Source organism: Nocardia sp. NPDC005366, from assembly GCF_040606855.1.
Taxonomy (GTDB): domain Bacteria; phylum Actinomycetota; class Actinomycetes; order Mycobacteriales; family Mycobacteriaceae; genus Nocardia.
This window is the reverse complement of the sequence record NZ_JBEXFQ010000009.1, coordinates 86,637-102,332: the sequence shown is the minus strand read 5'-3', so window position 1 is coordinate 102,332 and position 15,696 is coordinate 86,637. Positions and strand designations below refer to the sequence as shown.

General features: G+C 66.7%; 15 protein-coding genes. 5 read left to right on the top strand and 10 right to left on the bottom strand.

Annotated elements, in window-relative coordinates; genetic code table 11:
* Positions 1 to 38: 38 nt before the first annotated feature.
* From ABZS43_RS13085 to ABZS43_RS13075, 3 genes are read right to left on the bottom strand one after another with little or no spacing between them, the layout of a single operon-like run.
* Positions 39 to 1,592: a diguanylate cyclase gene (locus ABZS43_RS13085; protein WP_355036076.1), complete on the bottom strand. Its 1,554-nt coding sequence runs from the start codon at positions 1,590 to 1,592 to the stop codon at positions 39 to 41.
* Positions 1,592 to 2,212, bottom strand: coding sequence for a hypothetical protein (locus tag ABZS43_RS13080; protein WP_355036075.1), 621 nt, complete (start codon positions 2,210 to 2,212; stop codon positions 1,592 to 1,594). Before ABZS43_RS13080 ends, ABZS43_RS13085 begins: the two co-directional genes overlap by 1 nt.
* A complete protein-coding gene (locus ABZS43_RS13075) occupies positions 2,209 to 2,805 on the bottom strand; it encodes a pyruvoyl-dependent arginine decarboxylase (protein ID WP_355036074.1) in 597 nt (198 codons plus the stop codon). The genes ABZS43_RS13080 and ABZS43_RS13075 overlap by 4 nt, the downstream gene beginning before the upstream one ends.
* 244 nt (positions 2,806 to 3,049) lie before the next feature.
* On the opposite strand from ABZS43_RS13075, the gene galK reads away from it, so the two are divergent.
* The 3 genes from galK (at position 3,050) to ABZS43_RS13060 (ending at position 6,332) form a co-directional block, all read left to right on the top strand.
* The gene (gene galK, locus ABZS43_RS13070) at positions 3,050 to 4,168 is read left to right on the top strand and encodes a galactokinase (RefSeq protein WP_355036073.1); all 1,119 of its coding nucleotides are present in this window, start codon (positions 3,050 to 3,052) and stop codon (positions 4,166 to 4,168) included.
* Between the two features lie 199 nt (positions 4,169 to 4,367).
* Complete coding sequence (locus ABZS43_RS13065; protein ID WP_355036192.1) at positions 4,368 to 6,065, top strand: sodium:solute symporter family protein; 1,698 nt, start codon at positions 4,368 to 4,370, stop codon at positions 6,063 to 6,065.
* A gap of 12 nt (positions 6,066 to 6,077) precedes the next feature.
* On the top strand, positions 6,078 to 6,332 hold the full coding sequence (locus ABZS43_RS13060) for a hypothetical protein (protein WP_355036072.1): 255 nt from the start codon (positions 6,078 to 6,080) through the stop codon (positions 6,330 to 6,332).
* A 54-nt stretch (positions 6,333 to 6,386) separates the two neighbouring features.
* Here ABZS43_RS13060 and ABZS43_RS13055 read toward each other — a convergent pair whose 3' ends face one another.
* From ABZS43_RS13055 to ABZS43_RS13030, 6 genes are all read right to left on the bottom strand, one after another.
* The gene (locus ABZS43_RS13055; protein WP_355036071.1) at positions 6,387 to 7,094 is read right to left on the bottom strand and encodes a hypothetical protein; all 708 of its coding nucleotides are present in this window, start codon (positions 7,092 to 7,094) and stop codon (positions 6,387 to 6,389) included.
* Positions 7,095 to 7,237: 143 nt separating this feature from the next.
* Positions 7,238 to 8,665: a PepSY domain-containing protein gene (locus ABZS43_RS13050; RefSeq protein WP_355036191.1), complete on the bottom strand. Its 1,428-nt coding sequence runs from the start codon at positions 8,663 to 8,665 to the stop codon at positions 7,238 to 7,240.
* Between the two features lie 269 nt (positions 8,666 to 8,934).
* On the bottom strand, positions 8,935 to 9,498 hold the full coding sequence (locus tag ABZS43_RS13045) for a hypothetical protein (protein WP_355036070.1): 564 nt from the start codon (positions 9,496 to 9,498) through the stop codon (positions 8,935 to 8,937).
* Between the two features lie 127 nt (positions 9,499 to 9,625).
* Entirely contained in the window at positions 9,626 to 11,284 is a 1,659-nt protein-coding gene (locus ABZS43_RS13040) for an acyl-CoA synthetase (protein WP_355036069.1), read from the bottom strand.
* 134 nt (positions 11,285 to 11,418) lie between these two features.
* Entirely contained in the window at positions 11,419 to 13,044 is a 1,626-nt protein-coding gene (locus tag ABZS43_RS13035) for an acyl-CoA synthetase (RefSeq protein WP_355036068.1), read from the bottom strand.
* Between the two features lie 260 nt (positions 13,045 to 13,304).
* Entirely contained in the window at positions 13,305 to 13,814 is a 510-nt protein-coding gene (locus ABZS43_RS13030) for a winged helix-turn-helix domain-containing protein (protein WP_355036067.1), read from the bottom strand.
* 180 nt (positions 13,815 to 13,994) lie between these two features.
* On the opposite strand from ABZS43_RS13030, the gene ABZS43_RS13025 reads away from it, so the two are divergent.
* Positions 13,995 to 14,672, top strand: a complete 678-nt coding sequence (locus ABZS43_RS13025) for a hypothetical protein (RefSeq protein WP_355036066.1) — start codon at positions 13,995 to 13,997, stop codon at positions 14,670 to 14,672.
* A 242-nt stretch (positions 14,673 to 14,914) separates the two neighbouring features.
* Positions 14,915 to 15,370 (top strand): T6SS immunity protein Tdi1 domain-containing protein, encoded by a 456-nt coding sequence (locus ABZS43_RS13020; protein ID WP_355036065.1) that lies wholly within the window; start codon positions 14,915 to 14,917, stop codon positions 15,368 to 15,370.
* Positions 15,371 to 15,469: 99 nt separating this feature from the next.
* Here ABZS43_RS13020 and ABZS43_RS13015 read toward each other — a convergent pair whose 3' ends face one another.
* Positions 15,470 to 15,694, bottom strand: a complete 225-nt coding sequence (locus ABZS43_RS13015; RefSeq protein WP_355036064.1) for a DUF6188 family protein — start codon at positions 15,692 to 15,694, stop codon at positions 15,470 to 15,472.
* Positions 15,695 to 15,696 lie beyond the last annotated feature (2 nt).

The following is a 15,696-nucleotide window of genomic DNA, read 5'->3' as shown; positions in this document are numbered from 1 at the left end:
TCCGGTGTCGTCGTGAATATTTCAGTCTGGAAACAGAGTCAGACGGCGGTCTCGCGCCGGCGGGTCATGCGGGAAGCCGTACATTCGGGAGCGCCCGGCGCGGGAAGGACATTGGTCAACGGACCGGGTCGCAGCTCGCCGTGGAAGGCGTAGCCGAGGCCGTATTCCTTGGCGTGATACATGGCCGAATCGGCGTCGCGGATCAGATCGTAGATGTTCTCCTCGCAGCCGCGCGGGCTGTCGCAGGCGATGCCGACGCTGGCCGTGATGGGGACCTCGCCCGCACTGAGCTCGAAGGGGCGGACGAACGCGCCGAGTAGTCGTTCCGCCAGCATGACCGCCTCCTGCCTACCCAGCGGGGCGAGTACGACGAATTCGTCACCGCCGTAGCGGGCGACCGCGTCGTCGCGGCGCACCACGCGCCTGATGCGGGCGGCGGCATTGGCGATGAGTTCATCGCCGACGGCGTGACCGTAGCTGTCGTTGACCATCTTGAATCCGTCGAGGTCGATGAAGAGCAGGGTCAGCGGCTGGTCGGCCCAGTGCTCGCTGTCGCGGGTCAGCGCGCGCAACAGGGCCGAGCGGTTCAGCAGGCCGGTGAGCATATCGTGGTCGGCCTGGTACTGCGCGCGCCGCTCGCTGCGCGCGGAGCGCTGGATCGCGCGTTCGCTGCGTGCCAGTACCCCGATCAGTAGCAGGGCGAACAGCGAGGACACCACCACGCGGTCGAGGGTGCCGAGGCTCGACCCGACCACCGGTACCAGGGACGCCACGATCAACGCGATAGCGATGAAACTCGCGCGCTGGCGCGATTGGTGCGGATGCACGCGCCGCGGTGTTCCCAGCGTCGCCATCGTCGGGTGCAGCGCCGCGATGCCGACGGTCGCGTAGGCCGCCAGCAGCGGGGTCAGCAGCAGTTGGTGTTCGATCGTCGCGGTGCCCGCGGTCTCCAGGCTGTAGCCCAGATCGCCGACCAGCACGGCGAACAGGCCGATATGCACCAGTCGCAGGGAGGTTTCCGACCGGGCCGAGGTGGCCACCGAATGGGCGATCAGGGTCAGCAGGACGGCGTCGACCACCGGATAGGTCGCGGCGAGCACCGTCTTCGTCGTGGTGGCGCGGGTTTGCAGTATCGGGGATATGAGGAAGGTCCACGAGGCGAGTAGGGCGCCGAGCCCGATGAGCGCGGAGTCGAGCACAAGGTCGTAGTTCCGGCCGACGTGGCGGGGGCGCAGCCACAGCGTCGCGGCCACACCGAGACCGAAATATCCTGCGAGAGTGCATATATCGTCCCATGGCCCGGTGTAGGCCTGCGTGAAGTCGCGCAGCGTCGTGCCCGCGGCGAACAGTACCGCCGAGGCCGAGAGCAGGTACCAGGGCAATGGCTCGGCGGGCCGGTGCCTGCGCAGCCCGCTCCCGATCATGGTCAGCGCGCCGGTGACAACGGCGAGCATGACGATCAGAGCGAGCACGCGGGATTCGACGAGTAAAGAGAGGGCGATGAGTGCGGTCCATCCGGCGAGCAGTAATGCGCACCAGATACTGCCGGTGCCGAACCGTCGTCGCGCCGACTGCTCTTCGCTGACTGTCATCAGCCCCCCTTGGTCGCTCCGTCCTCGGTGAACTGTGCGGTGTAGTACGTCTGTGAATCCTCCACCGCGACTTCGACGTTCGCTTGCTCATCGAGCACCGCGCGAATACTGTCGGCGAACGAGAGCTGAGTGTTGTTGTACGAGCAGATGTCCCAACCGACCGCGGCGCGCTCGGCCACCATAACCTGGACAACTGATTTGATCATGGCATGAAAAGCCGCCCCTTGTCGCGCACTTGGGGCAACAAGGGTGAATCCCGCGTAATAGATAGCGTTCCTGGCGGCGTGTTCGGGATATCGCGCGGCGAAATATTCCGGACTTATCCACGGCACGGTCTCGAGATGCCTGGTCAGCGTGGTCAAGCCGATCGGTTCACCCGCCTCGGTCCGTGCGACGTATTTGAGTACACGCGGATCGGTCATTTCCTCTCGGAATTCCTCACGATGCAAAACCTGTCGGGCGATCGCCTTTGTGCGAAGTGGGCCGAACGCTTCCTCGTAGAGCCGATAGAACATCTCGATCCGGTCGTCCGGGATCGCGGTCTCGACGGTGACGCGCACTTCCGGCTCGCCGGTCGCGCCCCCCGGCCCGGCCGTCGCGTCGCGTGATGTCGCGGTCATGGGCGTCGTCCCCACGGTGTGGTGTGGTATGCGGCCAGCACCAGGGCGCAGGCCGGATCGCCGTCACACCGGGTTTCGGCGACCGTCGAGTGCACCGGGCCGAACGTCGCCGGTCGATGCCGGGTCATATCGGTCAGGCTGGATCGGATGAGGTGTTCGACCTGCTCTGCGGATTCGCCGTGGTGCTCGACGAAAAGTCCTGCGCCGGAATCATCGTCGCGCAGTACCCAGCCGACGCCCGCCGCTGCCGTTGCGCCGGAGCGGGCCGCGTGGCCCTTCGCGTAGACGCAATAGAGCCGGTCGCCCCAGGGAATCGGCTTGCGGACCCGGGCGCCGTGCTCGAGAACGGCACGCGGCGGGATCACCGAAGAAAGGCGAATCAAGTTGGCATCACCCACTCCCAGTTCGCGCAGCGCCGCGTCGAAAGCCGAAACGGCGGTCGGACCCACCCCTGTCGCGGCGCCGATCTCGATCGTCAACGGCGCACCGGTGTCGCGTTCGGAACTCGCGACGCGCGGGCGGCCCAGCGGTGGGCGGAGTCGATCGATCCACTGCCGCCCGAGTAGGCCGCCGTATGGGGTGCTGTGAATCATAGTGCCCTCCCGTAACTACTGACCCAATTTTTAGGTCGTTTTTGCGTCAAATTCGACTGTGCGTCAAGATCTTCGATCGCGCATGCCTACGGATCGAATGTCGTGGTCGAACGGCGTGTCTCGGACTTGGTGTCCGGCGGTGCCGGACACCTGGACGGTGCTGGAACCAGGCGCGTCGAAGCGGATGACGTACAAGTAGGTGATGCGCGAACCGGGTACGGACGGCCCGACGACAGGAGGAACCATGCGCGAGTGGGTGGCGCCGGGGCGGGTCAACATCATCGGCGAACACACCGACTACAACGACGGTTACGTGCTGCCGATCGCCGTGCCGCTGGTGGTGCGATGCGGTGCGCGGCTGCGCGCGGACGCGTCGGTGGTGCTGACCTCGCGTCAGCGCGAGGGCGATACCGTCCGCGTCGGGCTGGCGGATCTGGCCGATACGCGGGACCGGGTACCGGCGTGGGCGCGCTATCCGCTGGGTGTCTTCGCCGAATTCGCGCGGCGCGGTCATCGCGTCGCCGGCGTCGACCTCGCCATCGACGGCGCGGTGCCGATCGGCGCGGGTCTTTCCTCCTCGGCCGCGCTGTCGTGCTCGGTGGCGATCGCGCTGCGTGATCTGTTCGCGCCCACCGTGACCGAGTACGAGTTGATCGATATCGCCAGGACCGCGGAGAACGAATACGCCGGAGCGCCGACGGGAGTGCTCGACCAGTCGGCCTCGATGCTGTGCACGGCGGGGCACGCGCTGTTCCTCGACGTGCGGGAGTTCGTCCGGGGCCGCGGCGAATCCGGCTTCGAGCAGATCCCGTTCGACCTGGCTGGTCACGACCTGGAACTGCTCGTCATCGATACCGGACAGCCGCATCGGCTGGTCGACGGCGGATACGGGCAACGCCGGGCGCAGTGCGAGGCGGCGGCCGCGGCGCTGGGAAAACCGTCGCTGCGCGAGGTGGCCTCGATGGCCGAACTCGACCGCATCGCCGACCCGACAGCGCGTCGACGGGCGCGGCACGTGCTGACCGAGAACGCGCGCGTACTCGAAGTTGCCGAAAAATTGCGGGAGGGCGCGGATCCGCGCGCGATCGGCCCCGTGCTGTCCGAGGGACATATTTCGCTTCGCGACGATTTCGAGGTATCGACTCCGGCGCTCGACGCGGCCGTCGACGCCGCGATCGAGGCGGGAGCCCACGGCGCGCGCATGGTCGGCGGCGGATTCGGCGGCAGCGCGATCGCGCTCGTCGACAGGGACCGCACCGGTGCGGTGACCGAATCCGTGCGAGAACGGTTCGCTCGCTCCGCATTCGCGCCACCGCGCACGTTCGTCGTGGTGCCGTCACCCGGTGCGCACCGGCGGGACTGATCGACTGTCCAGGTTTTATGCGTGATTGTGCCGCGCCGCTGGGGCACAATCACGCACAGTAGAGGCGGGCGACGACTGGGTCGCCGCCCCGCACGACGCACGACCACGCTCGACGCCCGGTTTCACCGCCTGGAGGGACGACGCTGTGCCGCTTGCCGATTCGCTCGTTGCGACCTCCGCGCTACCGCTCGCGCAGCGGGTGCGCCTCGACGCCGCCTCGACGCTGCGCCTGAATGCGGAGCCGGTCGACTACGCGCTGGTCGCGCTGTATTTCGTCTTCGTGATCGGCATCGGGATCATGGCAAGGCAGCGGGTTTCCTCCAGTATCGACTTCTTCCTGTCCGGGCGCTCACTGCCCGCCTGGGTGACGGGGCTCGCGTTCATCTCGGCCAACCTCGGCGCGGTCGAGATCATGGGCATGTCGGCCAACGGCGCCGAATACGGCTTCCCGACCTTCCACTACTTCTGGATCGGCGCGGTGCCCGCCATGCTGTTCCTGGGCGTGGTGATGATGCCGTTCTACTACGGCTCGAAGGTGCGCAGCGTGCCGGAGTTCATGCGCAGGCGTTTCGGCACCGGCGCGCATCTGGTCAACGCGCTGAGTTTCGCTGTGGCGCAGGTACTGATCGCCGGGGTCAATCTGTACCTGCTCGGCTCCATCCTGAATGTCCTGCTCGGCTGGCCGATGTGGGTATCGGTGATCGTCGCCGCGGTGATCGTGCTGTCCTACATCACCCTCGGCGGGCTCTCGGCCGCCATCTACAACGAGGTGCTCCAATTCTTCGTCATCGTCGCGGCGCTGCTGCCGCTCACCCTGGTCGGACTGCACAAGGTCGGCGGCTGGGACGGATTACGCGAGAAGGTGACCGCCTCGCCCGGCGGCGCGGAACAATGGGAGTCCTGGCCGGGTAACGCGCTGAGCGGTTTCGCGAACGACTTCCTTTCCGTGCTCGGCATCGTCTTCGGTCTCGGATTCGTGCTCTCCTTCGGTTACTGGACGACGAATTTCGTGGAAGTCCAGCGGGCGTTGGCCACTCACTCCATCTCCGCCGCCAGGCGCACCCCGATCATCGGCGCCTACCCGAAGATGTTCATCCCGCTTATCGTCGTCATTCCCGGCATGACCAGCGCGGTCCTGGTGCCGGAGATGATCGAGTACAAACAGGCGGTATCCGCCGACCCCGACTTCACCGGCGACGTCACCTACAACCAGGCGCTGCTCTACCTGATGAAAGATGTGCTGCCGAACGGTCTGCTCGGGGTCGGTCTCGCCGGTCTGCTCGCCGCGTTCATGGCGGGTATGGCGGCCAATATCTCGGCCTTCAACACGGTATTCAGTTACGACCTGTGGCAGCAGTACGCGGTGAGGGATCGCGGTGACGGGTACTACCTGAAGGTCGGACGCCTCGCCACCGTCGGAGCTACCGTGGCCGCGATCTTCACCGCGTTCATCGCGGGGAATTTCAGCAACATCATGGATTACCTGCAGACCCTGTTCAGCTTCTTCAACGCGCCGCTGTTCGCGACGTTCATTCTCGGCATGTTCTGGAAGCGGATGACCCCGACCGCGGGCTGGCTCGGCCTGGTCTGCGGCACCGCGTCGGCGATCGTGGTTTTCCTCCTGCACGAGGTCGAGGTCTTCCAACTCTCCGGCCAGGGCGCCAGTTTCCTCGCCGCGGGCACCGCCTTCGCGGTCGATATCGTCGTCAGCGTCGCGGTGACCCAGGTGACCCGGCCCAAACCCGCGGCCGAACTCGTCGGCCTCGTCTATTCCGAGACCCCCGAGGAACTGCGCACCGATCCCGAACAGGCGACACTGCCCTGGTACCAGCGTCCCGTCCTGCTCGCGGGTATCGCCCTGGCCATGGTCGTCGCCCTCAACCTCGTCTTCGGATAAGGGAGTCGCCCCGTGCTTTTCGACATCCGCACCATCGTCGGCGCGCTACTCGGCTGCTACGGCGTCATCCTCGTCATCACCGGTCTGGTGCACGACACCGCCGCCGAGGAAGCCAAAACGGGCGGCGTCGATATCAATATCTGGGCCGGTATCGGCATGGCCGTCGTCGGCCTGCTGTTCCTCGTCTGGGCGCGGCTGCGTCCGGTTGTGGTACCCCCGACATCGGAAACCCCTGTGACCGGGGATGATTCCGCACCATCGGAATAGACACGAGCGCGGCGGCTCCGCCCAACGCGCGGCTGGGCGGAGCCGCCGCTTCGACTACTTGGCCGGGGGAACGAACGGCTGGTTCGTGGTGACGGCGTACTGAATCGCCGCACCGATGGCCATGGGGGCGGTGACCAGGATCTGGCCGATCAGGGTGCCGAGCGCACCGACGGCGGCGATGCCAGCGACGCAACCGACGGCGGCGGCCGGAATGAACGGGCCGAACAGCCCGACGATCGTGGCCGAGGCGACCGTCGCACCCGCGATTCCGCCGAGGACACAGCCGAGCGCACCGCCACCGAGACCGCCGATCAGCGTGCCGACCGACGCGCCCATGCCGATGGTGCTCGTCATCCGGCTCCAGGCGGCCTGTTCGCGCTCGTATTCGGATTTCCACGGCGCTTTGTCCTCGAAGGGCAGCGCGACGGGCTTGTACACCGCCCTGTCCATCGACAACTGCGGGGTGAGCGTCGCCTCGCGGCCGGAAACCGCTGCGGCGATGGGGAATTCGAAATCGTCGATGCGCAGGGTCAGCGGGGCGCCCGCGACCACGACACCGTCGGCGGATGTGATTTTCAGCGCGTCGTCTTCGATGACAAGCGATCCGGCGTCGATCGCGATGATCGACTGGGTATCGGTGGCGTGGGCGGAGAATCCGATGGCTTCCGGGGCGGGCAGTTCCGCGGCGGAGCTCGCCCCCGCGGCGACGGTGACGGCGGTCGTCATGAATGCGGCGGCCAGAGCGAATGCGGTGATCTTCATGGGGAGTCCTTTTTCGAATGGTGAGTTGTGGTTGGGGCCGCGCGTCCGGTCGCGGGCGCGGCCTGTCCGAGGGCCGTGCCACTTCGCGGGCGGGCCGTATCGGTCACGCCGGACGGGAGTCTCGGCGTCGGTGACATCGCCGGTCAGGAAACCGGGGTGTGCTCGGGTTCGGGCGTCCGTCCGGACAGCCCGACGATCACGTCGATCACGAGGAAGGCGAGCAGGCTGAGCCCGACCAGTGGCGCGAACCAGCCGACCACGAGGGCGGCGGCCAGCAGCGGTACCGCGACCAAGGGAGAGCTCTTGCGCAGCACGCCACGACGCGGAGCCCGACCCGGGGCGAACCGCGCACCGGCGCGAACCGGCCGCCGCTGCCACCACATCCGGTAGCCGAGCACCACCACCACGATCAGCCCGATCATGGCCGCGAGCAGCAGTAACTGGTTGAGCAGGCCGAACATCAGACCCATGTGGAACTGAATGCCCCAGTTGGTCAGTTTCGCCATCAACGGCCAGTCCGCATAGTCCAGTCGCGCGGTGACGGAACCGGAAGCACCGTCCACCGCCACCGCGTCCACGGTGTAGGTGCCGGGCATCCGCCGTTCCTTCACCGTGAAGGCCGCATCGGATTCTGCCGGAATCGTGATCTCCGCACCCTGCGTGACCCCCGCTCCGCGCGCCGCGTCGTATACGCGGTCGAGAGAAGCGATCCGCGCCGCCGGATCGGGCGGTCGCGGCGCGGCCTCGTGACCGGTGTGGTGATCGCCCGCCGGGGTGGCGGCGGAGGTGTCCGCACCGGGCAGGGTGGTGCTCACCGACGGGGTGGTCCAGTTGAGTTGCGTGCGCAGGTCGGTGATATTCGCGCCCGCGTAGGTGGACCAGCTCATGCCCGTGGCCGAGAGCAGCAGCAGGAGCGGAAGCACCCAGATGCCGATCGCACCGTGCCAGTTCATATTCCGGAGGCGACCGGCGGTGGAACGGTCGGCCGCGAACAACCAGCCTGCCGAATTCCTGGCGCGGCGCGCACGGACCCTGCGTATCCACAGCACCAGCCCGGCCAGTCCGATGATCCACAGCCAGGACGCCGCGAGCTCGCTGTAGAGGCGGCCGGGCTCCCCGAGGTGCAGATCGCGGTGCAACCGATCGATCCAGGTGCGCAGCGGCAGTGCGCCCGAACTGCCGTAGACGACGGATTCGCCGACGGGCCGCGCGGTGTACGGGTCGACGAATACCGCGCGACGCTCGGAAGCGCCGAGTGCCGGATCGCTGAAGATCACGCGGGTGGTGTCGTCGGCCCCCGGCGCCGGTGCGACGGCGACCAGCGTCAGCTCCGGCCTGGTCGACACCGCGGCGGTGACCTGCTCGGACAGCGGTCGCGCGGCCGTGCCCGGTTCGACCTTCAACAGGTCATGGGTGACGATCTGCTCGAGCGTGGGCGAGATCGCGTACAGCGCGCCGGTGACGGCGGCGATCAGGATGAACGGGGCGACGAATACGCCCGCGTAGAAATGCAATCGCATGGCGAGCGACTGCAGGCCGGTGCCGCGGCGAGGCGGCGGTTTCGGTGGCATCGCGCTGTGCACGACATCTGGAGTGATGGATTCTGTTGTGCTCACGATCGTTTCGATTCTGAGGTTCGGAACCCGGTCCGGCCGTCGGCCGATATCGTCGAGTCGACGCCGAGGTGGCGCGGACGTGCCGATCGAGCGCGGGGTCGCCACATGACGCGGTGGGACGCGAAAGGGCTGTCGCGCAAGAATTCCCGCGCTCGGATCGGGCGCGGTGGCAGGTCACGACGACGCGCGAGCCGTGAGGCTCGGGCACCGGGTGTGGAGTGAGATCAGAGGGAAACGGCGAGCGGTGGTCCCCGCGTGCGCAGCGATTCGATCGCGAAGATGCGCAGGATGACCCGGTCGCGGTGAGCGGTGCGCGCAGGCGCGGGCTCGGCGACGACGGGTGCGCGGTGAATGAGAGGAAGGACCCGGGCCAGTACCGCGGTCCCGATCCGGTAGGCGGCCTCAGCGCCGCGAATGATCACGGCGGCGGCGAAGGCGGCGACGATATGCGCGGCGATCATCCGCGGGGTCAGCTGTACGTCACCCTGATGCAGATGCCCCGAGTCGAACCCCATGGTGAGGTGACCGAGCAGTTGTCCGCCGATCAGCGCCGCGACGAGTCCGCCGGAGGTGTCGCGCAGTGGCGCGAGCCCCGCGACCGATGCGCCGATCACAGCGGACGCGGCGGCCAGCAGCACGAGCGTCGCGCTTGCCGGGGCCGCACCGCCGGAGGCCCAGCCGTGCGCGGCGAGGGAAATGGTTCCCGAGATCGCCCCGGCCGACCCACCGCGCAATAGCGCGACGGCACCGCGGGATCCCGCGGTCGACCGGCCGAACTCGATTTTCACCCGCTGATGATAGCTGACCGTTTCCCGGCACTATCCGGTCGGAATTCGGGGTGAGAGGGTTTCGGGTCCGCGGACGACTCCGGCAGGCCCGATAAGGACCTGCCGGAGTTCGGAGTTCACGTGGAAATCAGGCGTCGATCTCCATCTCGATCAACGGCTTACGCAGCAGTTTGCCGGTCGCGTTGCGCGGCAGTTCATCGAGGAAGATCACCTCGCGTGGCACCTTGTACCTGGCCAGATTCGCCTTCACGTAGTCCTTGATCTCCTGCGCGTCGCGCTTGGAATCAGGACCGGGGACGACGAAGGCGCGCAGTCGCTTCCCGAATTCGCGGTCGTCGACGCCGACGACCGCGGCCTCGAAGATATCGTCGCGGCTCGCGATGAGGTTCTCCACCTCGAGCGGGAAGACGTTCTCGCCGCCGGAGACGATCATGTCGTCATCGCGGCCATCGATGTAGAGCAGGCCGTCGGCATCGAAATGGCCGACGTCGCCACTGGACATCATGCCGTCGACGACCTCCTTGGTGCGGCCATCGGTGTAGCCGGTGAAGGCGAAACCGTTGTCGACGAAGATGGTGCCGGTGACATTCGGCTCGGTGATCCGCTGGCGGTTCTCGTCCAGCAGCACGATCCTGATGCCGACCGGCGCCTTACCCGCGGTGGTCGGCGCCTTGCGCAGATCCTCGGGCGTCGCGACGGTCATGACCGCGCATTCGGTGGACCCGTACAGGTTGTACAGGCTGTCGTTGAAGTAATCCAGGGTCCTCGTGACCACATCGGGCGCGATGGCCGAACCCGCGGCGAAGATCACCTTGATACTGCTCGGATCGTATGTCGCCAGAACGTCGTCGCCCAGGTCGAGGATGCGCTGCAACATCGTCGGCACCACGACCAGCGAATCCGCCTTGTATTCGGCGATATTCGACAGCGTCAGCTTCGGGTCGAAGCGGCGCTGCTGGAAGACGACCCGATTGCCGAGGGCGAGGCCGAGGGTGAACTGCGACAGTCCGGTGCCGTGGAAGATCGGCGCCGCCATGATCATGGTCCCGTTGGTAGGCAGCGGTACCCGGTCCACGAACTGTGCCGAGGCGAACGGGCTCACCCGGTCGCGCGGGGCGCCCTTGGGGGTGCCGGTGGTGCCGCTGGTCAGGATGACGAGACCGCCCGGCTTGTCGGGCGGAGACAGCGGCTCTACCGAGTGGCCCTCCGATACCGATTCCAGGGTCGGGATCGACGGGTCCGCGCCGTCCTTCTCATCCACCCAGGTGAGGATGTGGGGGATATCGTCGGGGATGGCGCTCATCAGGTCGAGGAATTCGCTGTCGTGCAGCACCGCCTTGACCTTCTCGCGCGCGGCGACATCGGCGAACTGCGGCTTGGCGAAGCCGGTATTCATCAGTACCGCGCGCACCCCGAGTTTGCCTGCCGCGAGCAGGCTCAACACCATGCCCCGGTGGTCGCGCGCGAGCAATGCGATGACATCGCCCGGTTGAATGCCGCGCGCTTGGAGTCCGCGGGCCAGCGCGCTGGATTGCTCGTTCAGCTCACCGAAAGTCAGCTCGCCCCGTTCGTCCACGATGGCCGCGGCCTGCGGCCTCGTCTGCGCGGCGTGCATCACCACCCCGGCGAACGGTCCGAACTTCAGCACGTTGAACGCCGATCGAGCGGCGTGGTCCGGGCGCAACGGATTGAAAAGCCGCCGCTTCACCATGACATTGATACCTAGAGCGGCATCGGCGGCTTTGCGCGCGGTGCCACCTAGGGCAGGGAAGGAAAGGGACGCCATCGACAACAACCTTCCGCGATCCACCCACGAGGACTGGGGGTGGTGTGGATCGCAACCTCGAGATCCAGTGCTGCTGCGACAATAGCAAGCAACTCTGGACTCCTGTGGTCGCCGTCTCAGAGCCTCGGCGGTTTCTACCGCTCTACCTCGTACTCCACCAGTACTCGGCGTAACAGCTTTCCTGTCATGTTGCGGGGCAGGTCATCGAGGAATACGACCTCGCGCGGCACCTTGTAACGAGCCAGATTCTCCTTGACGTGGCTCTTGATCTCCTCGGCGTCGGGCGCGTGGCCGGGTTCGACGACGACGAAGGCCCGCAGGCGTTTGCCGAATTCGACATCATCGACGCCGACGACCGCGACATCGAAGATGTCGATGCGTTCCAGCAGCAGATTCTCGACTTCCTGCGGGAAGACGTTTTCGCCGCCGGAGACGATCATGTCGTCGTCGCGACCGTCCACCATCAGCAAACCGTGCTCATCGAAGTGGCCGACATCGCCGCTGGACATATAGCCGTCGATGATCTGCTTGTGACGGCCGTCGGTGTAGCCCTCGAACGGCGCGCCGCTGCGGACGAAGATCCGAGCCGTGACGCCGGTAGCGGTGACCCGCTGGTCGTTGTCGTCGTAGAGCCGAACCTCGCAGGTGATGGGCGCGCGTCCGACCGTTCCGGGGGCGAGCGCCAGATCCTGCGGGGAAGCGACGGTGGCGACCGCGCATTCGGTCGACCCGTACAGGTTGTAGAGCACCGGCCCGAAAGCCTCCGTCGCCTTGACGCACAGCTCCGGGGACAGCGCCGAACCCGCGACCAGGATGCATTTCAGGGAGGACAGGTCGTAGGCGGCGCGGACCTCGGCGGGCAGTTCGGTCATCCGATGCAGCATCGTCGGCACCGCGACCAGCATCTCGGCCTTCTGGTCGGCGACCATCTTCAGCGTCGCCTCGGCGTCGAAGCGGCGTCGCATCACCACCTTGTTGCCGAGCGTCGCGCCGACGAGCCAGGTCGCCAAACCGGTGCTGTGGAAGATCGGCGACACGATGACCTGGGATCCGTGTCTCGGGAACGGGATGCGGTCGACCAGCTGCGCGGTCGCGAGCGGAGATGCCTTGCTGCGGGGCGCGCCCTTGGGCAGCCCGGTGGTGCCGCTGGTCAGAATGATGAAACCGCCCGGCTTGGTCGGCGTCGGCAGCGGTTCGGTGGAATTGGCGGCGATGAGATCATCGAGCGTCTGTTCACCCGAGGGGATTTCGGCGCCTTCGTCCACCCAGGTCAGGTAGCGCGGTAGTTCCGGAGGTAGCGCGTCGAGCAGGCCGAGGAATTCGCTGTCGTGCAGCACCGCCTTCACCTGCTCCCGCTCGCACACCTCGGCGAACTGCGGTTTGGCGAATCCGGTGTTCATCAGGGCGACCCGGACGCCGAGTTTGCCCGCGGCGACCATCGACAGGATCAGGCCACGGTGATCGCGGCACAGTGCGCCGATCACGGTGCCCTCGGTGATGCCCGCCGCGCGCAAACCGCGAGCGATTGCCGTGGCCTGCTCGTCGAGCTGGCGGTAGGTCAGCTCGCCGCGCTCGTCCACGAGCGCGGGCAAGTCCGGTGTGACACGGGCGGAATGCTGGACCGCCGTCGCCTGCGGGCCGAAGACCCGCGACTCCTTGATGGTCCGCAACGTCTCCAAGGGATTGCGGGGATCGGTGACCCCGCGGCTGCGAAGTAGACCTATCGCCTTCACGGCCTCGACCGCGTGCGCAACCTTCATGTCGAAGTACCTCCACAGCAAACTCGCGAGGCCATCGACCAAGCGAACCGAACGGCATGTCGGGCCCACCGTAGCAGGGTGTGTTCCGCGTCATAGTCGAAGCAGACAAAGGAGACATCGAGTCGTTGTGAGTTATCCGGAATCGTGCGTCCTGGTGCCGGAACCGTCCGCTCGCCGACCATGATTACAGTCGGCCGGAGTTATGTCATGCGAGGTCAGCGCCCCGAGCGGCCGCTGTGTCCGGACCACGAAGCAGTTCTTCAGCGCCGGGCACTCGCCAAGGCCACGAGCAGTGGCACGACCCGGCCCTGCGGCACGTCGAATCGACCACGGCCCGCGGTTTGCAGCCAGCCGACGGCGGCCAGTTGGCGCAGATGGTGGTAGATCTGCGCGGAGGTGCCGACACCGTCGAGTTCGGCGAGTTCCGAGGCGGTGCGGCGTCCGGCGAGAATGGCGCGCAGCAGCCGTAGCCGGACCGGACTACTCAGTGCCGCGAGGCATTCGGCTGCCCCGTCCGCGTCATCGAGCAGGAGGTCGTCGGTGGTGAAACCCATCTGCCACGCGTACTGATCCCCGGCGGGTAAACGCCCCGACCCGGTGACGAGCACCCCGCCGTTCGTCACGCCCGAGTCGGCGAACTCCGCGCGCAGGCGGTTCACCGCCCAGAGCTCCTCGCCGGATTCGGCCTTGCCGTCCGGGGCTGTCGTTCGGCCCGCCTCGAGCACCGCGATTCGGCGTTCGAGGGCCGCCACACGTCCTTCCAGATCCACGTCGACGAGCCTATGTAGTCGGCTGGTCGCTGACAACGGATAGCCGCTCGTCGAATTCGACCCGGTCGGATCCGGGGCCATCGGTCCGCCAATTCGATACGCTCCCTTGCCTATTCGCCGAGTCTCGGCGATCGGCCGACACCTGTCGGGACGTCGGCGCCGGGGCGCTAATGTGCACGCATGCGTATCGCGGCCTTGGCGGCTCTGGTCCTTCTCGCGGCAGCCTGCTCATCGACAACCGACCATTCCTCGCATGAAACCCCGACGTCGACGACCACGGCGACCGTCGCGCCGTCCACCTCCGCCGCGGCGAAAGCGGCGCCAGGCAGCGGAGCCCCGATCAAGGAGGTTGTCGCCTGGGTGGAGGCCGGCACCGAGGTCACCGGTTCGAAGTACGCGAGCGCGACGACCGAAGACGGTGTATCCACCGAGTTGGACAGCGGTGACCGGGCTTTCACCAGCCCGACCGGGAAGATCAAATGTATGAGCGACGGCCACGAGGGGCGTCACAGCCTGGTCTGCCTGGTCGATCTGAAGAATCCGCCCGCGCAGCCATCGAGTCGTCAGGGCAATTGGGTCGGCGGCTGGGTGGAATTCGCCGGACAGACCTTGACAGTCGGCGGCTTGCACGGCGATCCAGGGCCGTTCCTGCGCGGATACGGTGCTCAACTGCCCTACGGTTCGCGGATCAGTCTGCACGGCAATCGGTGCCGCATGGATTCGAGCGGCCTGCTGTGCGTGAACGCCGACGCGGGAACAGGTTTCCGGGCCAGCGACGCCGGTGTGGTGCCCTTCGGATGTCTCACTGAGGCATCCGCGCCGCGCGAAGTGAACGCGGGCGAATACTTCACCTGCTGAATCGCGCCGCGCGCGAATCTGTTCGGTGCGATCGTGCCGGGTCCGCCGAAGAACTCGAGCCGGAATCCGTCCACCCCGAGCGCGACGCCGGATCCGTACACCCCGCCCCCTGGCCGCGACCGATATCCCGGACTCCCTGCCGCGGCGACCCGCAATTTCTGAACGGCCGTACGTCAACCGATCCTCATCGGTTCGGCCGTGGCGGAACCGGCGAAGGCGACAAACGTGAGTAGGGTCGCGGTGTGCAACTAGTCAAGCCGTTCACGGCACAGCAATTCGAAGAGGGGCTCCGGTCCTGGGAGTGGATCGGCCTCGACGGTAAGACACCCCTGTGCGCCTCGCTTTTCGGCGACGTCTTCTTCGAGGCCGAGGACGGGCTGTGGTGGCTGGACACACTCAACGGTGAGCTCACCCGTCCCTGGGAAACCCCCGACGACCTCGAAGAGGAACTGAACACCCACGACGGCATGGAGCAATATCTGCTGGCGAGCCTCGCGGTCGCCGCCGCCGAAAACGGTCTGCTACCCGACGACGACGCCGTGTACGACTTCAACCAACCCCCGATCCTCGGCGGCGAACTGGCCATCGAGAATCTGCGTGTGGTCGATTTCGCCGTCAGCCTCAACGTTTCCGGTCAGATCCACCAGCAGGTGGCGTCGCTGCCACCGGGTGCGGAGGTCCGCCTCGATATCCAGTAGGGAGCGAATTCCTCGAGTCCGCGCAGCGCTGCGTGTGAATCCCTGAATGGACATCCGGTGACTTTGCCGTGTGCGTCCACCCTCGCGCTCAACTCACGATCAGTCGGCCGTCCAAGTCGCCAGCTCGCCATGCGGCATGCATACGACTCTATAACCCTTCGGACCTACAAGGGACCATGCCTCGTATTCATCGTGTGCTGGGACCACGAGCCGGTTCCCGGAGTCCAAGTCGATGGTCAGAGTCCCTGAAGAGTTCACGACGGCGGAAGTAATCGTGCCTCGAAGGGCGGGTTCGAGGTCGACTTCGAGCGGTGGATCACCCACCG